At 66.8% G+C, this 19,856-nt stretch carries 21 protein-coding genes and 1 pseudogene; 17 read left to right on the top strand and 5 right to left on the bottom strand.

Annotated features, from left to right (window positions below; genetic code table 11):
- Positions 1–130 precede the first annotated feature (130 nt).
- Both AC5Y4F_RS23670 and AC5Y4F_RS23665 read right to left on the bottom strand, forming a co-directional pair.
- Positions 131–278: pseudogene (locus tag AC5Y4F_RS23670) on the bottom strand (NAD(P)-dependent oxidoreductase); the annotation flags it as partial.
- Positions 279–290: 12 nt separating this feature from the next.
- The gene (locus AC5Y4F_RS23665) at positions 291–467 is read right to left on the bottom strand and encodes a hypothetical protein (RefSeq protein ID WP_197520592.1); all 177 of its coding nucleotides are present in this window, start codon (positions 465–467) and stop codon (positions 291–293) included.
- Positions 468–751: 284 nt separating this feature from the next.
- On the opposite strand from AC5Y4F_RS23665, the gene AC5Y4F_RS23660 reads away from it, so the two are divergent.
- On the top strand, positions 752–1,312 hold the full coding sequence (locus tag AC5Y4F_RS23660; protein WP_067936153.1) for an MPT63 family protein: 561 nt from the start codon (positions 752–754) through the stop codon (positions 1,310–1,312).
- Between the two features lie 93 nt (positions 1,313–1,405).
- Positions 1,406–2,344, top strand: coding sequence for a lysophospholipid acyltransferase family protein (locus tag AC5Y4F_RS23655; protein WP_067936150.1), 939 nt, complete (start codon positions 1,406–1,408; stop codon positions 2,342–2,344).
- Positions 2,345–2,370: 26 nt separating this feature from the next.
- On the opposite strand, the gene AC5Y4F_RS23650 is transcribed toward AC5Y4F_RS23655, so the two are convergent.
- Positions 2,371–3,126, bottom strand: coding sequence for a winged helix-turn-helix transcriptional regulator (locus tag AC5Y4F_RS23650; protein ID WP_067936147.1), 756 nt, complete (start codon positions 3,124–3,126; stop codon positions 2,371–2,373).
- 193 nt (positions 3,127–3,319) lie between these two features.
- Positions 3,320–3,559, bottom strand: a complete 240-nt coding sequence (gene mbp1, locus AC5Y4F_RS23645) for a microaggregate-binding protein 1 (RefSeq protein WP_499999008.1) — start codon at positions 3,557–3,559, stop codon at positions 3,320–3,322.
- A gap of 338 nt (positions 3,560–3,897) precedes the next feature.
- Between mbp1 and pyrH the strand changes: the two genes are divergently transcribed.
- The 6 genes from pyrH (at position 3,898) to AC5Y4F_RS23615 (ending at position 9,093) form a co-directional block, all read left to right on the top strand.
- On the top strand, positions 3,898–4,731 hold the full coding sequence (pyrH, locus tag AC5Y4F_RS23640) for a UMP kinase (RefSeq protein WP_067936143.1): 834 nt from the start codon (positions 3,898–3,900) through the stop codon (positions 4,729–4,731).
- A 171-nt stretch (positions 4,732–4,902) separates the two neighbouring features.
- The gene (gene frr / locus AC5Y4F_RS23635; RefSeq protein ID WP_499999004.1) at positions 4,903–5,460 is read left to right on the top strand and encodes a ribosome recycling factor; all 558 of its coding nucleotides are present in this window, start codon (positions 4,903–4,905) and stop codon (positions 5,458–5,460) included.
- Between the two features lie 98 nt (positions 5,461–5,558).
- Positions 5,559–6,422 carry a phosphatidate cytidylyltransferase gene (locus tag AC5Y4F_RS23630; protein WP_197520598.1) on the top strand — a complete coding sequence of 288 codons (864 nt, stop codon included), beginning with the start codon at positions 5,559–5,561 and terminating at the stop codon, positions 6,420–6,422.
- 33 nt (positions 6,423–6,455) lie between these two features.
- Positions 6,456–7,550, top strand: a complete 1,095-nt coding sequence (gene rlmN / locus AC5Y4F_RS23625) for a dual-specificity RNA methyltransferase RlmN (RefSeq protein WP_067936134.1) — start codon at positions 6,456–6,458, stop codon at positions 7,548–7,550.
- Between the two features lie 171 nt (positions 7,551–7,721).
- Positions 7,722–8,231 (top strand): disulfide bond-forming protein DsbE, encoded by a 510-nt coding sequence (dsbE, locus tag AC5Y4F_RS23620; protein ID WP_067936133.1) that lies wholly within the window; start codon positions 7,722–7,724, stop codon positions 8,229–8,231.
- A gap of 1 nt (position 8,232) precedes the next feature.
- Positions 8,233–9,093, top strand: a complete 861-nt coding sequence (locus tag AC5Y4F_RS23615; RefSeq protein WP_067936132.1) for a cytochrome c biogenesis CcdA family protein — start codon at positions 8,233–8,235, stop codon at positions 9,091–9,093.
- A 16-nt stretch (positions 9,094–9,109) separates the two neighbouring features.
- Here AC5Y4F_RS23615 and AC5Y4F_RS23610 read toward each other — a convergent pair whose 3' ends face one another.
- Positions 9,110–9,364 carry a DUF2631 domain-containing protein gene (locus tag AC5Y4F_RS23610; protein WP_067936130.1) on the bottom strand — a complete coding sequence of 85 codons (255 nt, stop codon included), beginning with the start codon at positions 9,362–9,364 and terminating at the stop codon, positions 9,110–9,112.
- A gap of 84 nt (positions 9,365–9,448) precedes the next feature.
- Between AC5Y4F_RS23610 and dxr the strand changes: the two genes are divergently transcribed.
- The 9 genes from dxr (at position 9,449) to AC5Y4F_RS23565 (ending at position 19,843) form a co-directional block, all read left to right on the top strand.
- On the top strand, positions 9,449–10,696 hold the full coding sequence (gene dxr / locus AC5Y4F_RS23605) for a 1-deoxy-D-xylulose-5-phosphate reductoisomerase (RefSeq protein WP_499999001.1): 1,248 nt from the start codon (positions 9,449–9,451) through the stop codon (positions 10,694–10,696).
- 20 nt (positions 10,697–10,716) lie between these two features.
- A complete protein-coding gene (locus AC5Y4F_RS23600; protein ID WP_067936261.1) occupies positions 10,717–11,940 on the top strand; it encodes a M50 family metallopeptidase in 1,224 nt (407 codons plus the stop codon).
- A 20-nt stretch (positions 11,941–11,960) separates the two neighbouring features.
- Positions 11,961–13,139: a flavodoxin-dependent (E)-4-hydroxy-3-methylbut-2-enyl-diphosphate synthase gene (ispG, locus tag AC5Y4F_RS23595; protein ID WP_067936124.1), complete on the top strand. Its 1,179-nt coding sequence runs from the start codon at positions 11,961–11,963 to the stop codon at positions 13,137–13,139.
- A gap of 49 nt (positions 13,140–13,188) precedes the next feature.
- A complete protein-coding gene (locus tag AC5Y4F_RS23590) occupies positions 13,189–14,043 on the top strand; it encodes a GNAT family N-acetyltransferase (protein ID WP_067936123.1) in 855 nt (284 codons plus the stop codon).
- Between the two features lie 174 nt (positions 14,044–14,217).
- On the top strand, positions 14,218–16,032 hold the full coding sequence (locus AC5Y4F_RS23585) for a penicillin-binding transpeptidase domain-containing protein (protein WP_067936259.1): 1,815 nt from the start codon (positions 14,218–14,220) through the stop codon (positions 16,030–16,032).
- A gap of 35 nt (positions 16,033–16,067) precedes the next feature.
- Positions 16,068–16,652 carry a DUF1707 SHOCT-like domain-containing protein gene (locus AC5Y4F_RS23580; protein WP_067936120.1) on the top strand — a complete coding sequence of 195 codons (585 nt, stop codon included), beginning with the start codon at positions 16,068–16,070 and terminating at the stop codon, positions 16,650–16,652.
- Between the two features lie 135 nt (positions 16,653–16,787).
- The gene (map, locus tag AC5Y4F_RS23575) at positions 16,788–17,645 is read left to right on the top strand and encodes a type I methionyl aminopeptidase (RefSeq protein ID WP_067936117.1); all 858 of its coding nucleotides are present in this window, start codon (positions 16,788–16,790) and stop codon (positions 17,643–17,645) included.
- 10 nt (positions 17,646–17,655) lie between these two features.
- A complete protein-coding gene (locus AC5Y4F_RS23570; RefSeq protein ID WP_499998998.1) occupies positions 17,656–19,161 on the top strand; it encodes a cobyric acid synthase in 1,506 nt (501 codons plus the stop codon).
- Positions 19,162–19,291: 130 nt separating this feature from the next.
- Positions 19,292–19,843, top strand: a complete 552-nt coding sequence (locus tag AC5Y4F_RS23565) for an alpha/beta hydrolase (RefSeq protein WP_067936111.1) — start codon at positions 19,292–19,294, stop codon at positions 19,841–19,843.
- Positions 19,844–19,856 lie beyond the last annotated feature (13 nt).

The raw sequence follows: 19,856 nt of genomic DNA, 5'->3' as shown, positions 1-19,856 counted from the left end.
GAGCCGGGAAGAGAATCGGGATGGTGAGGGTTCTGGATGACTGGCCCACTGCAACGGTTTTCGCTACAGAATCGGTCGCCCGCCGGTGACCGCCACCCGCGCCCCGGAGATGTAACTCGCATCATCTGAGGCCAGCAGCACGTATGCCGCCGGTGATGATCGCCTTTTTGCCCAGCAGTTTTCCCGATCCCTGGTAACTGTTTTCACCACAATCAGGAATCGGGTCCATCTTCGCCTGTACACCGGGAACGGATTGTTTGTTGCGCCACAAAGCCCATGTCATTTCCTTTTTATGATTCGCGCGGCACCGGGCCCGCCGTCGGAACATCCGGGTCGTCGTCGGCCGGCGGCTCGGGATCGCGCCATTCCTCGCTGCGACTGGACCGATTGCCGCGGACCGTGCCTTCCAGTTCTTCCTTGAGCGCGTCGTCCTCGCGCGAACCATGCTTGGAGTTTCCGCGTTGCACGTGATCGCCCCCCTTCGCGGCTGTTTGGGATTGGGCTGTCCTGACACGCCTAGCCCAGCGAGCGACTACCCGTCAGCACACGACCTAATCGCGGGCCATTTGTGAGCAATGAGGCAGTTGTTATCATTGATGCGTAAGATGCTCCGTCAGAATGCGACGGTATTTGCCTGGTAAATCGACCCAATATGGGTGTCGATGTTTAAAGCCCCGGCCGGCTGGCTATTTGCTGCATATCTCTATGCCCTTTACGGGGGGCCAATTGTTCGAAACGAAAGGAATGGACAATGCGAGTCACCAAGACTGCCGTTGCGACCGCTGCCGCCGCGGGGGGGATAGCAGTGGCAACGATCTTCGCGACGCCCGCTTCTGCTGCGCCCAACATTCAGGGGTTCGGCACCAGCGAGCAGCTCGTCGATGGGCCGTTGATCACCAATTACACGGTGAGCAACCTGCAGCCCAGCAACGTCTCCATCCCCGGGTACACGCCTAAGGGCACGCTGTACCAGGCCGACGTCAGCGTCCGGTCGGATGGCGGGCTCGTGACCCCGATGGTCAACGACTTCGTCGCCCGCGGCCCCAACGGACAGAACTACCGGGTGATCGACAAGGTGGGGGTTCCCAATGGGCTCAACCCGGCACCGATTGCCCAGGGCAGTGAGTCGACGGGCACGCTGTATTTCGACGTGACGGGCGCGCCGCCGAACGGCGTCGTCTACAACGACGGGATGCAGGACATCCTGATGTGGACGTCAAACGTGCAGGGTGGCTCGGCTCCTGGCGAGGCTCCTGGCGCGCCGAACAGCCCGGCACCGGGTGCCCCGCCCGCGCCGGCGCAGCACACCTAAACCCGTTGTGAAATCTCCCCGCGCCATGCGAGTGGCGCGGGGAGATCCGCATTTGGGGAATCGTGTGCGCTCGAATCGGGTACCCGACCAAGCATGAGTAACCCCGACCACAGACCGGCGCGGGTGCGTGCCCAAGCGCAGCGGCAAGCCAAAGAAGCCCGCGCAGCAATGGAACAACGACGCGACAGCCAAGGCGGGGGGCTGAGTGGCTGGGTGGCCGAGCGTGCGTCGCGATGGGACCTGTCCGGCCAGGACGAGACCACACTGCAGCGCCAGAAGTATCTATGGAATGTACTGGTGGACTATTGGTTTCGGATGGAGATCGACGGCTGGGAGAACATTCCCGAGAAACCACCGGCACTTCTGGTGGGGATCCATTCCGGTGCACCATTCGTCTGGGATGCATGGACCGTCGGCCTGCAATGGTGGCGCCGGTTCGGGCAGGAGCGCGCCCTGCACGGCACCGCTCACGATGCGCTGATGGCAATTCCTTTATTCGGGCGCTATTTCCGGTCGATGGGAGTGCTGCCGGCCGCGCCCGACGCGATTGCCACCGCATTAGCGGAAGGGCGCGACGTTGCGCTGTGGCCCGGTGGGGAAGTGGACTCACTGCGCCCGTGGACCGAGCGCGATCGGGCCAACCTGGCGGGAAGGACCGGCTTCGTCAAGATGGCGATCCGTGCCGGCGTTCCAATCGTGCCGATCGCGACCGTTGGCGGCGCCGACGCGATGCCTGTGCTGATCCGTGGCGACCGGTTGTCGAAAGCGCTGCGCTTGGACCGAATTTTGCGGCTCAAGGTGTTCCCGATGGCCGTCTCGTTGCCGTGGGGGATCGCACCGGCGGCGCTTCCGCAGCTGCCCTTGCCGGCCAAGATCAGAACCCGGTTCATGCCGGCCGTGGAACTCGACAACGATCCCGCGCGGGCGGACGACGAGCAATACGTCGACCGCAAATACCACGAGGTGCAGGACGCCATCCAGGAAGGAATGAATGCGCTGGCGCGCAAGCGTGCATTTCCGTTGTTCGGTTGATCGCGAACTGAAGCGAGATCGCCCGGTTACAGCTCCGACGCTTCCCTCACGCTGGGTGCGGGCGCCGTAGTAGACGTCCAGATCGGCGTCAGCCTCGAGTCCGTGACTACCCATTCCGGCTGCGGTGGCGTTGCCGCCCGGTAGCCGACTCCGCGCACGGTGTCGATCAAGAATTGATGCCGGCTGCCCAGTTTGGCGCGTAGCCGCCGAATATGCACGTCGACGGTTCGCACCTTGCCGGTGCTTTCGGGTCCCCACGCCTCTTGCATCAGCCGGGTTCGGGTGAACGCCTGACCGGCGTGCTGCACAAGGAAATTCAGCAACTTGAACTCGGTGAGCGTCAAACCTAGGTCGCTGCCTTGCAGCGAGGCAGTGAAACTGGCCGGACGCAACAACAGATCGCCGAACTTCAGCGTGCCGTTGACCGCGCTGCGCCTGCGGCTGATCGCAAGGCGCAACCGGGCCTGCAACTCTTCGGCGCCGGTGCCGGGCAGCATCACGTCATCGAAATTGCAGTCGGCGTCGACGGTGGCACAGTCGCTCGGCGCCACCAACGCCACCACCGCGGTACCGGGGTTGTCGCTGGACAGCCGATGGCCGACGACCTGAGCCATCGCCATGTCATTGCGCGCATCGATGATTGCGATGTCGGCCATGGCGTGCTGCCCGTCGGTCCCGGCCGTCAGGGTAGTGCGGTGCATCGACTGCGCGAACGTCGCCAAGCACGGTAGAGCCGATTCGAAGTCATCCTCATCGCTGAGCACCATCACGTCCAACGGCATCTCCAAACCTCTCGACGTCCCGGCTTCCCCCCGGTCCGTAGGCACCTCTGCGGAGATGTCGTACAGCGCTAGGCGTGAATACCCGCCGAGTCGGAAACTATGCAAAGCTATGCAAACTTCGAACGACCGATGCGGCTCAGAAAGCGATGGGCCCGGCCCGTTTCCACGGACCAGGCCCATCGGCTATAACGTGCTACTGGTTGTCTTTCTGGCGCTCCTCGGCCGCCTTGGCGCCGCCGCGCGCGGCTTCCGCTTCGGCTTCCTTCTTCGCCGCGTCACGCTGCGCTTCGGCCTTGTCTTGCTGCGCCTGGCCCTCGCGCGTGAGGTCATCACGACCCGCTACGGCGCCTACGGCCTCTTTGGCCTTTCCCTTGACGTCCTCGACGACGCCTTTCACAGCTTCGGCAGGTCCCGACTTGTTTTCTTCGGCCATGGAAATGCTTCCTCCTCGTTGGCGTACTCTGAGCGATCCAACGCTCAGCGGCGATCGCGAGCGATCGACCCGGTCATACGGCGAGGCCGGTCCTCATTGCTTGAGACCGCATACGTCTGCCGCGTTGATCCGGATTCCCATGCCAACCGCGACTCAAACGCGAGCCCGAAGAGCGGTGACACAGATCCCAGTACCGGAAGCCTCGAAAATTGGGCCGGCACGCCAACTACGCGCATAATGCACCCCGCGGACGCCGCATTGTGCTGCGATGGGGCAGGATGTGAAATGCCGTTCCGGATGGAGATCACCCGGGATGGCACTCTCATGCGAGGAGTCTGATGACGGAGTCCAGGGAGCCCCAAGTCGCCCGCTCGGCGGCTCCGAGTTCGGAGCCCGAAAGCGCCGGCAACGGCGCATCGACATCTGCACCCGAAAATGGACTGGCTTCAGGTCGGCCGCCGAGCCGACCCAGGTATTCGCGGGTGTTGCTCAAGCTCGGCGGTGAGATGTTCGGCGGCGGCCAGGTCGGCCTGGATCCCGATGTCGTGGCGCGGGTGGCACGACAGATCGCCGAGGTCGTTCGCGATGGTGTCCAGGTCGCCGTCGTGATCGGCGGCGGCAACTTCTTTCGGGGCGCGCAACTTCAACAGCGCGGCATGGAACGCACCCGTTCGGACTACATGGGCATGCTGGGCACTGTCATGAATAGCCTTGCGCTGCAAGATTTTTTGGAGAAAGAAGGCATTGTCACCCGGGTCCAGACCGCGATCACCATGGGCCAGGTCGCCGAGCCTTATCTACCGTTGCGTGCCGTACGCCACCTGGAAAAGGGGCGCGTGGTGATCTTCGGAGCCGGCATGGGGTTGCCGTACTTCTCCACCGACACCACTGCCGCGCAGCGCGCCCTAGAGATCGGCGCCGAGGTGGTGTTGATGGCCAAGGCCGTTGACGGCGTGTTCGACGCGGATCCGCGCCAGCATCCCGATGCCGAGTTGATCGCCGCGATCAGTCATCGTGAGGTCATCGACCGCGGGCTGCGTGTAGCCGATGCGACCGCGTTCAGCCTGTGCATGGACAATGGCATGCCGATCCTGGTGTTCAACCTGCTGACCAACGGCAATATCGCCCGAGCCGTCGCTGGTGAGAAAATCGGGACTCTGGTCACCACCTGAACCGAGGACGCGATGGTTGGCGCGTGCGAGGATGCGCAGCGCAGCGATGAGGAGGATCGGCGCACATGATCCGCGGCGGCGACGATGCAGAGCGAAGCGATGAGAAGGAGCGACGCACATGATCCGCGGCGGCGACGATGCAGAGCGAAGCGATGAGAAGGAGCGACGCACATGATCGACGAGGCTCTCTTCGACGCGGAAGAGAAAATGGAAAAGGCCGTAGCGGTTGCCCGCGACGACCTGTCGACCATCCGGACCGGGCGCGCCAACCCGGGCATGTTCTCGCGGATCGTGATCGACTACTACGGCGCGGCCACGCCCATCACGCAGCTGGCCAGCATCAACGTGCCCGAGGCGCGCCTGGTCGTCATCAAGCCCTACGAAGCCAGCCAGGTGGGCGCGATCGAGACGGCGATCCGCAACTCCGACCTCGGCGTCAACCCCACCAACGACGGCACCCTGATCCGGGTGGCCGTGCCACAGCTCACCGAGGAACGCCGCCGAGAGCTGGTCAAGCAGGCCAAGGGCAAGGGGGAGGACGCCAAGGTCTCGGTGCGCAACATCCGCCGCAAGGCGATGGAGGAGCTGCACCGCATCCGTAAGGACGGTGAGGCCGGCGAGGACGAGGTCGGCCGGGCCGAAAAGGATCTGGACAAGACCACCCACCAATACGTCAACCAGATCGAAGAGCTGGTCAAGCACAAAGAAGGCGAACTGCTGGAGGTCTAGCGACCGCTCAGCAGCGAAGTACATCCACGCCAGTGGCTACCCCAGAACCCGGCTCAGGCGACCCGCCCGGCGATCGGGAGTCCGCCAACAAGGAAACGATCCAGCAGTCGGCCAAGAAGACATCCCGGGCCGGGCGCGACCTGCGCGCCGCCATCGCGGTGGGCGCCGGTATCGGCGGCGTCCTGATCGTGACGCTGGTGTTCGCCCCGCGCTTCTGGGTTCTGATTGTCGCCCTGGCCATCGTCGTGGCCACCCACGAAGTGGTTCGGCGACTGCGCGAAGCCGGCTACGTCATCCCGATCATCCCGTTGTTGGCCGGAGGGCAGCTCACCGTCTGGCTGACCTGGCCGTGCCACGCGGCGGGCGCACTGGCCGGCTTCGGCGTCACCGTGGTGGTCTGCAACGTGTGGCGCTTGTTGATGCAGGACAACAGCAAACGGCCCGAGCCTTTCGACGGCTCGCCGTCGGCTAACTACCTCAGGGACGCCTCGGCAACCGTGTTCCTGGCCGCGTGGGTGCCACTGTTCGCGTCGTTCGGCGTCCTGCTGGTCTATCCGCATGACGGGGCCGGGCGGGTGTTCTGCCTGATGATCACTGTCGTCGCCTCCGACACCGGCGGATATGCCGTGGGGGCGCTCTTCGGTAAGCACCCGATGGTCCCGGCGATCAGCCCCAAGAAATCCTGGGAGGGATTAGCCGGGTCCTTGGTGTTCGGAATCACCGCGGCGACGCTGACGGCGACGTTCCTGGCGGGCAAACCGCCTTGGACCGGCGCTTTGCTGGGCGTTGTCCTGGTGTTGACCAGCACGCTCGGCGATCTGGTGGAATCACAGGTCAAGCGCGATCTCGGTATCAAAGACATGGGCCGGTTGTTGCCCGGCCACGGTGGTCTGATGGATCGGCTCGACGGCGTCCTGCCGTCAGCGGTCGCAGCCTGGACGGTGCTGACACTCGTTCCCTAGGTCGGCCCGAACGTGACCGATACTGGTTAGGTCATGGTTCAACAATTGGTTTTCTCCGAGCCGCGCCCCCGCAGGCCCCCGCGGCACCTGGCCGACCTCGACGAGGACGGTCGCGCGGCCGCCGTCGCGGAGCTGGGCCTGCCGGCGTTTCGCGCCAAACAGTTGGCGCATCAGTACTACGGCCGGCTGATCGCCGATCCGCGGCAGATGACCGACCTTCCGGCGGGATTACGCGACGCCATCGCCGAGACGATGTTCCCCATCCTGCTCACCGCCGCGGCCGACGTGACCTGCGATGCCGGCCAGACGCGAAAGACATTGTGGCGGGCCCCCGATGGAGTCACCGTCGAGTCGGTGCTGATGCGCTATCCACACCGCAACACCGTCTGCATTTCGTCGCAGGCCGGCTGCGGCATGGCCTGTCCGTTCTGCGCGACGGGCCAGGGCGGGTTGACCCGCAACCTCTCGACAGCCGAAATCCTCGAGCAGGTGCGCGCCGGCGCCGCGGCCCTGCGTGACGACTTCGGGGACCGGTTGTCCAACGTCGTGTTCATGGGCATGGGGGAGCCGCTGGCCAACTACGCCCGCGTGGTCGCCGCCGTGCGGCGCATCATCGCTGCGCCGCCGCAGGGATTCGGTATCTCGGCCCGGTCGGTGACGGTGTCCACGGTGGGCCTGGCTCCCGCCATTCGTAAGCTCGCCGACGAACGCCTCGGCGTCACGCTGGCGCTGTCGCTGCACGCACCCGACGACGAACTGCGCGACACCCTGGTGCCGGTCAACAACCGATGGAAAATCAGCGAAGCCCTCGACGCCGCAAGGTATTACGCCGACGTCACCGGGCGGCGGGTGTCGGTGGAGTATGCGTTGATCCGCGACGTCAACGACCAGCCCTGGCGCGCAGACCTTTTGGGGCAGCGGCTGCATCGCGCGCTCGGACCGCTGGTGCACGTGAACCTGATTCCGCTCAACCCCACCCCGGGGAGTGAGTGGGACGCCAGCCCCAAGGCCGTGGAGCGGGAATTCGTCCGGCGGGTGCGCGGCAAAGGGGTTTCTTGCACCGTGCGCGACACTCGCGGCCGCGAAATCAGCGCCGCCTGTGGACAGCTGGCCGCCGAAGGCGGGTAGCTGGAGCGCAGGCGAAATCAGCGCCGCCTGTGGACAGCTGGCCGCCGAAGGTGGGTAGCTGGAGCGCAGGCGATTCAGCCGGGCCTGTGGACAGCTGGCCGCCGAAGGTGGATGAACCGGACGAGGCGCTGCCCCGTCGACAAGGCATAACTGAAACAAATGAGGTGTGTCATGAGTATTCGCTTGTCAGCCCTGAACACAGCGTTTGCCGCCGTACTGATTGCTGCCACGGTGCTGGCCGGCGTCGGCAACGCCCCACGCGCGCTGGCCGCCGATGACCGGCTGCAATTCACCGGGACGACGCTGAGCGGTGCGCCTTTCAACGGCGCCAGTTTGCAGGGCAAGCCCGCGGTGTTGTGGTTCTGGGCGCCGTTCTGCCCGTTCTGCAATGCCGAAGCGCCGGGCGTCAGCCAGGTGGCGGCCGCCAACCCCGGTGTCACCTTCGTCGGCGTGGCCGGGCGCTCGGACGTCGGCGCGGAGCAGAACTTCGTCTCCAAGTACGGCCTGAACTTCACAAACCTCAACGACGCCGACGGATCCATCTGGGCCCGGTACAACGTCCCGTGGCAGCCCGCCTATGTGTTCTACCGCGCGGACGGCAGCTCCACGTTCGTCAACAACCCGACCTCGGCGATGTCGCAGCAGGAGCTCTCCGATCGGGTCGCCGCGCTGAGGTCCTGAGTTGGTAGACCACGGTCTGGTCGGCCTGGCCTTCGCAGCGGGACTGGTAGCCGCGCTGAACCCGTGCGGGTTCGCCATGCTGCCCGCCTACCTGTTGCTGGTGGTGCGCGGTCAGCGTTCGCAGGCATCGTCCGGCGTTGCTGTCGCCGGTCGTGCGCTGGTGGCGACCATCGGGATGGCGCTGGGCTTCCTGACGGTGTTCGGCGTGTTCGGCGCGCTGACCGTCTCGGCGGCCACGACGGTGCAGCAGTACCTGCCGTACGCCACCGTGGTCGTCGGGGTGGTGCTGATCGGGCTGGGGGCGTGGCTGCTGTCGGGCCGAGCACTGTCGGCCCTGACCCCGCGGTCGCTGGGTCCGCGGTGGGCCCCCACCGCCCGGCTGGGTTCCATGTACGGGTACGGCATCAGCTATGCGATCGCCTCACTGTCGTGCACCATCGGGCCATTTCTGGCCGTTACCGCCGCCGGCCTGCGCGGCGGATCGGTCCTCACCGGGTTGATGATCTACCTCGCCTACAGCGCGGGGCTGACCCTGGTGGTCGGGGTGCTCGCGGCCGCTGCCGCGACGGCGAGTTCGGCGGTGGTGGAGCGGCTGCGGCGAATGCTGCCGTTCGTCAACCGGATCGCCGGCGCGCTGCTGGTGCTGGTCGGGCTGTACGTGGCCTACTACGGTAGCTACGAGGTGCGCCTGTTCGGTGCGAACGGCAACCCGCAGGACGCGGTGATCATTGCGGCCGGACGGCTGCAGGGCGCGGTGGCCGGCTGGGTACAGCAGCACGGGATATGGCCGTGGGTGATCGCCGTGCTCGCGTTGGCGATCGTCGCGATCGGCGGCGCATGGCGGCGCCGAGCGCACCGCTAGGGCAGACGCGCGGTGGCTACCTGATCCAGCCGCGGCGGCGGCCCCACAGGTCGCGGATCAGCACCACGAGGGTCAACGTCGCAAACCCGATCAGGAACCAGTTCTCGATGTTGCCGACGTGGTTGCCGCGCAGCATCGCCAGCAGGAAGCCGAACACGAACAGGCCGGTGATGTGCCAGGTGCGGTGGTTGATCCTGCTCCAACCCCACGCTGCCGACGGCACCTCGACGGCGTCGACGCCGGTGAAGTGCTCCACCTCGGTACTGGCCACGGCGAATCCCCTTCGGATCGGATCGGCTTGTCCTGAGAATTCTGGCACACCCCCCGGCGGGCTTGCGGGGCATGGCCGAAGGAGATGGCCCCGGCCGGTGCCGGGCGGCACAATGAATGGGTGACCAACCCGACGACCGACTGGCAAACGCGGGACCGGCTCCGCGTGCTGGTGCTGGGCAGTACGGGCTCCATCGGCACCCAGGCGCTGGACGTCATCGCCGCCAACCCGGACCGCTTCGAAGTGGTCGGCCTTGCCGCCGGAGGCGCCAACCTGGACACGTTGCTGCGGCAGCGCGCCGATACCGGTGTGACCAACATCGCGATCGCTGACGAGAAAGCGGCCCAGCGGGCCGGCGACGTCCCCTTCTCCGGGCCCGAAGCCGCAACCCGGCTGGTCCAGGAGACCGACGCCGACGTCGTCCTCAATGCGCTGGTAGGCGCGTTGGGTCTGCGGCCCACACTTGCCGCGCTGGAGTCGGGCGCCCGGCTGGCGCTGGCCAACAAGGAATCGCTGATCGCCGGCGGTCCGCTGGTGCTCCAGGCCGCCAGGCCGGGACAGATCGTGCCGGTCGACTCCGAGCATTCCGCCCTGGCGCAATGCCTGCGCGGCGGATCCGCCGAGGAAGTCGCCAAGCTGGTGCTGACCGCCTCCGGCGGCCCGTTCCGCGGCTGGACGACCGCCCAACTCGAGGACGTCACCCCGGAACAGGCCGGCGCCCATCCGACGTGGTCGATGGGCCCGATGAATACGCTGAACTCGGCCTCGCTGGTCAACAAGGGGCTGGAGCTCATCGAGACCCACCTGCTGTTCGGTGTTCCCTACGACCGCATCGAGGTGGTCGTGCACCCCCAGTCGATTGTTCATTCGATGGTCACCTTCGTCGACGGTTCGACCCTTGCCCAGGCCAGCCCCCCGGACATGAAGCTGCCGATCTCGCTGGCCCTTGGCTGGCCGCAGCGGGTCCCCGGCGCGGCCGCCAGCTGTGACTTCAGCACGGCGTCTAGCTGGGACTTCGAGCCGCTGGACGACGACGTTTTCCCCGCCGTGGAGCTGGCCCGGCATGCTGGGCAGACCGGTGGCTGCATGACCGCCGTCTACAACGCGGCCAACGAGGAGGCGGCGGAGGCCTTCCTCGCGGGTCGGGTCGGGTTTCCCGCGATTGTCAAAACCATCGCCGACGTGCTGCACGCCGCGGACCAATGGGCCGTTTCACCCGCTAACGTGGATGAGGTACTCGACGCGCAGCGCTGGGCACGTGAGCGGGCGCGACGCGCCGTCGCACAATCCCAGCCCGCCGCCGTGTCGGCAAAAGCCCCCGAAGTGGTGTGAGAAAGGTCCTCGCAGCGGAGATGATGTTTGTTATCGGCATTGTGCTGTTCGCACTGGCCATCCTGATCTCGGTGGCCCTGCACGAGTGCGGGCACATGTGGGTCGCACGCGCGACCGGCATGAAGGTGCGGCGCTACTTCGTCGGCTTCGGCCCCACCCTGTGGTCGACGCGGCGCGGTGAAACCGAGTACGGCATCAAAGCGGTTCCGCTGGGCGGCTTCTGCGACATCGCCGGCATGACCTCGGTGGAGGAGTTGGCTCCCGACGAGGCCGACCGCGCCATGTTCAAGCAGGCGGCGTGGAAGCGGGTGGCGGTGCTGTTCGCCGGTCCCGCCGCGAACTTCATCATCTGCCTCGTGCTGCTCTACGGCATCGCACTGATCTGGGGCCTGCCGAACCTGCATCCGCCGACTCGGGCGGTCGTCGGCGAAACCGCCTGCGTGGCACCGGAAGTTGCGCCGGGCAAGATCGGGGACTGCACCGGACCCGGTCCGGCGGCGCTCGCGGGAATTCGGCCCGGCGACGTCATCGTCAAGGTCGGCGACACCCCGGTGTCGACATTCGAGGACATGGCTGCCGCCATCCGCAAGGTGCGCGGCAACATCCCGATCGTCGCCGAGCGCAACGGCACCACGATCACCACTTACGTCGATGTCGCACCCACCCAGCGCTACCTGGCATCCGGGTCCAACGCGCAGGGCGGTCAGCAGCAACCCTCGACAGTCGGCGCCATCGGCGTCGGCGCGGTCAAGGTCGGGCCCACGCACTATGGACCACTCACGGCGATCCCGGCCACCATCGGCTTCACCGGTGACCTCACCGGCGAGGTCGGCAAGGCGCTCGTCGCGATCCCTACGAAGGTCGGTGCGCTGGTGCACGCCATCGGCGGCGGTCAGCGCGACCCGGAGACGCCTATGAGCGTCGTCGGGGCCAGCATCGTCGGCGGCGACACCGTCGACCACGGGTTGTGGGTGGCGTTCTGGTTCTTCCTGGCCCAGCTGAACCTCATTTTGGGCGCGATCAACCTGGTGCCGCTGCTGCCGTTTGACGGCGGCCACATCGCCATCGCGGTATTCGAGAAGATCCGCAACCTGATTCGGTCGGCACGTGGCATGGTCGCAGCCGCGCCGGTGAACTACCTCAAACTCATGCCCGCGACGTACGTCGTGCTGGTGTTCGTGGTCGGCTACATGCTGCTGACTGTGACCGCCGATCTGGTCAATCCGATCAGGCTCTTCCAATAACGAGACCGAAGGAATCAACAGTGACCATTGGCCTGGGCATGCCGCAGACGCCGGCGCCCACGCTCGCTCCCCGGCGTACCACGCGCCAATTGATGGTCCGCGACGTCGGGGTCGGCAGCGACTATCCGATCTCGGTGCAGTCGATGTGCACCACCAAGACGCATGACGTCAACACGACGCTGCAGCAGATCGCCGAACTGACCGCGGCCGGCTGCGACATAGTCCGGGTGGCCTGCCCGCGTCAGGAGGATGCCGACGCGCTGGCCGAGATCGCCCGGCACAGCCAGATCCCGGTCATCGCCGACATCCACTTCCAGCCCAAGTACATCTTCGCCGCCATCGACGCGGGGTGCGCCGCGGTGCGGGTAAACCCGGGCAACATCAAGGAATTCGACGGCCGCGTGGGCGAGGTCGCCAAGGCTGCCGGTGCGGCCGGCATCCCGATCCGCATCGGCGTCAACGCGGGCTCGCTGGACAAGCGGTTCATGGAGAAGTACGGCAAGGCCACCCCTGAGGCGCTGGTCGAGTCGGCGCTGTGGGAGGCCTCGCTGTTCGAGGAGCACGGCTTCGGCAACATCAAGATCAGCGTCAAGCACAACGACCCGGTGGTGATGGTCGCCGCATACGAGCAGCTGGCAGAACAATGCGACTACCCGCTGCACCTCGGGGTCACCGAGGCCGGCCCCGCCTTCCAGGGCACCATCAAGTCCGCGGTCGCTTTCGGCGCACTGCTGTCGCGCGGCATCGGCGACACCATCCGGGTATCGCTGTCGGCGCCGCCGGTCGAGGAAGTCAAGGTCGGCATCCAGATCCTCGAGTCGCTGAACCTGCGGCCGCGCGGGCTCGAGATCGTGTCGTGCCCCTCGTGTGGACGCGCGCAGGTCGATGTCTACACCCTGGCCAACGCGGTCAGTGCCGGCCTGGACGGTCTGGACGTGCCGCTACGCGTCGCCGTGATGGGGTGCGTCGTCAACGGTCCAGGGGAGGCCCGCGAGGCCGACCTTGGCGTCGCGTCGGGAAATGGCAAGGGTCAGATTTTCGTGCGCGGCGAAGTGATCAAGACCGTGCCTGAATCCCAGATCGTCGAGACCCTGATCGAGGAGGCAATGCGGATCGCCGCCGAAATGGATACCGAGGCGGACATCGACCGCGGACCGGAAGCAACATCGAGCGGTTCGCCTGTTGTCACCGTAAGCTGATAACGCCAGCGCCCGGTCGAAGAGTTCGCACCACAAGAGAGTTCGCCATATGTCGGCTCCGCCCCTGTTCCGCCTTGTCGGTGAGCGACGGGTGTCCGTGGTGCGCGACGCGGCCGCCGTCTGGCGGGTGCTCGACGACGATCCCGTCGCGTCATGCATGGTCGCGGCCCGAGTGGCCGACCACGGCATCGACCCAAATTCGATCGGCGGCGAATTGTGGACGCTGCGCGGTGCCAACGAATCGCTGTGCTTCGCCGGGGCCAATCTGATCCCGCTGCGCGGCGCGCCGGCCGATCTGAGCGCCTTCGCCGACGAGGCCATGCGCGGGACGCGACGCTGCTCGTCGCTGGTCGGCAGGGCCGAGCTGGTGATGCCCATGTGGGAGCGGCTCGAGGCGGCCTGGGGCCCGGCCCGTGACGTGCGCGACCACCAGCCGCTGCTGGCGTTGTCCACTCACCCCGGCTGCGATCTCGACCCCGGCGTGCGACAGGTCCGGCCCGAAGAGCTGGACGCCTACCTGGTGGCCGCCGTCGACATGTTCATCGGAGAAGTGGGCGTCGATCCGCGGCTCGGCGACGGCGGCCGCGGCTACCGACGGCGGGTGGCCAGCCTGATCACGGCCGGACGCGCCTGGGCGCGGTTCGAGCACGGCCAGGTCGTGTTCAAGGCCGAGGTCGGCTCGCAGTCTCCGGGCGTGGGCCAGATCCAGGGGGTGTGGGTGCACCCGGAGTGGCGCGGGATCGGCCTGGGCACCGCCGGCACCGCGACGGTCGCCGCGGTGATCGTCGGCACCGGACGGACCGCCAGCCTGTACGTCAACGACTTCAACACGGTGGCGCGTGCCGCGTACGCCCGTGTGGGTTTCACCGAGATAGGCACCTTCGCGACGGTGCTGCTCGACTAGTCTCCGCCTTCGGATCACCACTTCCGAGCGAGTGTGCGGGTGGCCGCACGCTCGGCACCGAATGTGCGGGTGGCCGCACATTCGCCAAGTAGCACGCTCTCGATTCACGCATAACGGTCCGGTCTCGGTGTGTCGGCGGTGCTGTTCTGGCCGCAGTTCTTAACATTTGCACCGATGGCAACTAGAACAACAATAGCCTCATCCGTATCAGGTTTGCTGCTGGTCGCAGTGATCGTTCTGTCCGGTTGCACTCCCCGGCCCGACGGCCCGGGCCCGGCGGCGGAGAAATTCTTCCGCGCCCTGGCCATCGGCGACACCGCGACCGCCGCGCAGCTCAGCGACAGCCCCAACGACGCCCGCGAGGCGCTCAACGCGGCCTGGTCCGGCCTGCAGGCATCCCATCTCGACGCTCAGGTCCTCAACGCCAAGTACGCCGAGGACAGCGGCACCGTCGGCTACCGCTTCACGTGGCACCTGCCCAAGAACCGGACCTGGACCTACGACGGCCAGCTGAAGATGGCGCGCGACGAGGGGCACTGGGCGGTCCGGTGGACCAGCGCCGCGCTGCACGAAAAGCTGGGCGAGCACCAGACGTTCGCGTTGCGCGCCGACCGGCCGCACCGCGCGTCGGTGAATGAGCTCGGTGGCAGCGACGTGCTGGTGCCGGGCTACCTGTACCACTACACGCTGGACGCCGCCCAGGCCGGACCGGCCCTTTCCGGCACCGCACACGCGATCGTCGACGTGCTGCACCCTTTCAACGGGACCCTCAACGATCCGCAGCTGCTCGCCGAGCAAGCCAGCTCGACGCCCCACCCGGTGGACCTGGAAGTGACGCTGCAGCCCGACGACAACGACAAGGTGTTCCCCCTTCTCGGGCACCTGCCCGGCGTTGTGGTCACTCCCCAGCCCGAAATGCTGCCCACCGACCCCCATTTCGCGCCGGCGGTCATCGCCGCGGTGAAGAAGGCGGTGGTCGACCAACTCGACGGCGAGGCGGGCTGGCGGGTGGTGAGCGTCAATCAGAACGGTGTCGAGGTCGAGGTGCTGCACGAGGTCCAAGGGTCGCCGGCGCCGTCGGTGTCGATCACCCTGGACCGGGTGGTACAGAACGCCGCCCAGCGCGCCGTCGACAACAAGGGCGGCAAGGCGATGATCGTCGTGATCAAGCCGTCGACCGGAGAGATCCTCGCGATCGCACAGAATGGCGGCGCTGACGCGGACGGTTTGCCCGCCGCCAACGGCCTGTTTCCGCCGGGGTCGACGTTCAAGATGATCACCGCGGGCGCGGCCGTCGACCGCGACATGGCCACCCCCAACACCATGCTGGGCTGCCCGGGCCGCCTCGACATCGGGCACCGCACCATCCCCAACTACGGCGGTTTCGATCTCGGTGTGGTGCCGATGTCGCGCGCGTTCGCGAGTTCGTGCAACACCACCTTCGCCGAGCTCAGCAGCAAGATGCCGCCGCGCGGCCTGTCGCAGGCGGCCACCCGCTACGGCATTGGACTGGACTATCAGGTCGACGGCATCACGACGGTGACCGGGTCGGTGCCACCGACGGTGGACCTGGCCGAACGCACGGAGGACGGTTTCGGCCAGGGCAAGGTCCTGGCCAGCCCGTTCGGTATGGCCCTGGTGGCGGCGACGGTCGCCGCCGGCAAGACGCCCGTCCCGCAGCTGATCGTGGGCCGCCAGACGGCCGTTCAGGGCGACACCACGCCTATCAGCCCGAAGATGATCGATGCGCTCCGCCCGATGATGCGTCTGGTGGTGACCAACGGCACCGCCAAGGAGATCGCCGGCTGCGGCGAGATCTATGGAAAAACCGGTGAGGCCGAGTTCCCGGGCGGATCGCATTCCTGGTTCGCCGGCTACCGCGGCGATCTGGCCTTCGCCTCGCTGATCGTGGGGGGCGGCAGCTCCGAGTGGGCGGTTCGGATGACCAAGTTCATGTTCGAAGCGCTGCCGCCGAACTTCTTGGCCTAGCGGTCCCCGTGCCGCTTCAGCGGTAAATTGCGAACATGACCGATACCGGTGGCGACATGGTGGCGTTGCGCGTCTCCGACGCCGACCGCAACGGCACGATGCGGCGACTGCACAACGCGGTCGCGCTGGGGCTGATCGATATCGACGAGTTCGAGCAGCGCTCGTCGCAGGTGTCTTACGCGCGCACACGCGGCGAACTGGACGGCTTGGTCGGTGATCTGCCCGGACCGGGCGCCATCGTCACCTCCGCGGCCGACCGGGTGGAACTGCGCGGCTGGGCCGGTTCGCTGAAGCGCCACGGTGAATGGACGGTGCCCACCCGACTGGCCCTGGTCCGCCGGCTGGGCTCGGTGGCACTCGACCTCACCAAGGCCCGGTTCGCGGGGCCGGTGGTGGTCATCGAACTCGACATGAGATTCGGCTCGGTGGAGGTTCGATTGCCGGACGGGGCGAGCGCGTCCATCGATGACGTCGAGGTGTACGTCGGCAGCGCCAGCGACCGGCGCAAAGACCCGCCCGGTGAGGGCCGGCCGCACGTGGTGCTGACCGGGCGGGTGGTGTGCGGCTCGGTGATCATCCGGGGACCGCGCCGCTCGCTGCTGCGCCGCCAGCGGCTCTAATCGCCGGCCCGCCCTCGTCGAGTGTGCGTTGAGGGCGGGGAAACCCGAGAATTCCCGCCGTGACGACACACTGAACGCCGTCGATGCGCACTCGACGCACGGTCGGGTCGCGCGGCCTGCGATTAAGCTGGCGCCATGCCCGCTCGCACCGCACTCGCTCCCGGAGAGTTGTCCCCGACTCTGCCGGTGCCCAGCCGCATCCCGCGCCCGGAATACGTCGGCAAGTCCACGGCCCAAGAGGGCAGCGAGCCGTGGGTGCAGACCCCCGAGGTGATCGAGAAGATGCGCGTCGCCGGCCGGATCGCGGCCGGCGCGCTGGTGGAGGCGGGCAAAGCCGTCGCGCCCGGGGTGACCACCGACGAGCTGGACCGCATCGCCCACGAGTACATGGTCGACCACGACGCTTACCCGTCGACGCTGGGTTACAAGGGCTACCCGAAGTCGTGCTGCACGTCGCTCAACGAGGTCATCTGCCACGGGATCCCCGACTCGACCGTGATCGAAGACGGCGACATCGTGAACATCGATGTCACGGCCTACATCGACGGGGTGCACGGCGACACCAACGCGACCTTTTTGGCCGGCGACGTCTCCGAGGAACACCGGCTGCTGGTGGAGCGCACCCGCGAGGCGACGATGCGCGCCATCAACGCCGTCAAGCCCGGTCGTGCGCTCTCGGTCGTCGGCCGCGTGATCGAGTCGTATGCAAACCGGTTTGGCTACAACGTTGTTCGTGACTTCACCGGGCATGGCATCGGTACCACATTCCACAATGGCTTGGTCGTCCTGCACTACGACCAGCCGTCGGTGTCCACCATCATCCAACCGGGGATGACGTTCACCATCGAACCGATGATCAACCTCGGCGGTCTGGACTACGAGATCTGGGACGACGGCTGGACGGTGGTCACCAGGGACCGCAAGTGGACCGCGCAGTTCGAACACACGCTGCTGGTCACCGACACCGGCGCCGAAATCCTCACCTTGCCATGACGTTTGCCGGATGACCGGAGCGTTGCTGGTCGCGGGCACCAGCTCCGACGCCGGGAAATCGGTGGTGGTGGCGGGCCTGTGCAGGTTGTTGGCCCGCCGCGGGGTCCGCGTCGCCCCGTTCAAGGCACAGAACATGTCCAACAACTCGGTGGTGACGGTTGAAGGCGGTGAAATCGGGCGCGCCCAGGCGATCCAGGCGCGCGCGGCGGGCCTGGAACCCAGTGTGCGATTCAACCCGATCCTGCTCAAGCCGGGCAGTGACCGCACCTCGCAGTTGGTGATCAAGGGTCGGGCCGCCGACTCGGTCAGCGCGGAAAGCTATGTGCAGCAACGTGACCGGCTGGCATCCATCGTATTTGAGGAAGTGAGTTGTCTGCGCGCGGAATTTGACGCGGTGATCTGCGAGGGCGCCGGTTCGCCGGCCGAGATAAATCTGCGCGCCACCGATTTGGCCAACATGGGGCTGGCCCGCGCCGCGAATTTACCGGTGCTCCTGGTCGGGGACATCGACCGGGGCGGCCTGCTGGCGCACCTGTTCGGGACGGTCGCGGTGCTCGAGCGCGACGACCAGGCACTGATCGCCGGCTTCATCATCAACAAGTTTCGCGGTGACCCCGCGCTGCTCGAACCCGGGTTGCGCCAGCTGCACGACATGACGGGCCGCCCCACCTACGGGGTGCTGCCGTACGTCGACGAGTTGTGGCTGGACGCCGAGGACTCGCTGTCGGCAGTCGCGCACCGCGTGATCGGCACGCCGACGCCCCCGCGCGGTGATCAGTGGCTGCGGGTGGCCGCCATTCGGCTGCCCCGGATTTCCAACTCCACTGACGTCGAGGCGCTGGCCTGCGAACCGGGGGTGCTGGTTCGCTGGGTCACCGACCCCGCCGACCTCACCGACACCGACCTGATCGTCATCCCCGGCAGCAAAGCCACCGTCACCGACCTGTCTTGGCTGCGCGATCACGGGCTGGCCGACGCGATCACCACGCATGCTCGTGCCGGCAAGCCAGTGCTGGGAATCTGTGGTGGATTTCAGATGCTGTGCGACCGTTTAGACGATCCGGTGGAATCCGGGATCGTGGGCGTACCCGGGCTTGGGCTGCTGGACGTCGACATCACCTTCGATCCCGACAAGACCTTGCGTCGCTGGCAGCAACCGCTCACCGGCTACGAGATCCATCACGGGCGGGTCGCCCGCTGCGGGGAACAGGGTTGGTTCGCATCCGAAGCGGATCCGCACCCGCAGGGGGTGGTGCGCGGCGCGGTCTTTGGGACCCATTGGCACGGCTTGCTCGACAACGATGATTTCCGGCGCGTGTGGCTCGATCGGGTCGCCGACGCCGCCGGCCGCGCCGGCTTCGAGGTCGCCGATGTCAACGTCGCCGCGCGCCGCGACGCCCAGCTCGACCTCGCCGCCGATCTGCTGGAGTCCCATCTCGACATCGACGGTATTCTCAGCTTGCTTGACGGTCCGCCGCCACAACGGCCGCATCTCGTAAGTGGGTTGCGGCCGTAGGTCATTCGCCATCAAGGCGGCGCAAATGCCGCGGTTTACGGCGCGGTCAAAAAGCTGGGTCCGCGCATCAAAATGCCCAGAATCATCGCGTTCGTATGCCGTTTGGCTGTAGCGTGCTGGGGTGTCCTCGATGATGACCACCTTGGACGGTTTCCCCGTGCCGGTGGTTATAGCCGGCCCGGAGACCGGCGTCGTCGTCGTCATATTGGGCGACGAGGACCGTATCCCGGCGGCGTACGACGCCGTTTGCGAACGCTTGCACACCGCGTCGCTTCGGACGGTCGTGATCGGCTTCGATCACCGCCTGACTCCCAAGTCGGTGATCGGCATCCTCGACGCGCTGGGCATCGGGTGGGCCGTGGTGATGGGGGACCGCGCCGGAGGAGAACTGGCGTGGGAACTGACGGCAACCCGGCTGGGCCGTTTCGTCGGACTGGTGGTGATCGATCGCGGCCATCCCCAGGCCACCGCTTACGAAGGCGCCTTCACCGACGGACATTGCCCGCCCGTCGAGGTCGGCACGACGGTGTTGGTCAGCTCGCCGGCCGCGCGGGCCGTGGCACAGGCCAGCCAGCGCTACGTCTACGCCGAATACCGCGTGGTGCAGCTGGGTCGGCGCAGCGTGCAGGAGTCGACGGCGCAACTGGCCGCTGAGATCATTTTGCGCGCCAGTACCTGGTAGCGCCTGGTTGACT

The sequence above is a fragment of the Mycobacterium sp. NGS56 genome (assembly GCF_059812425.1).
This window is presented reverse-complemented; position numbering and strand designations above follow the sequence as displayed.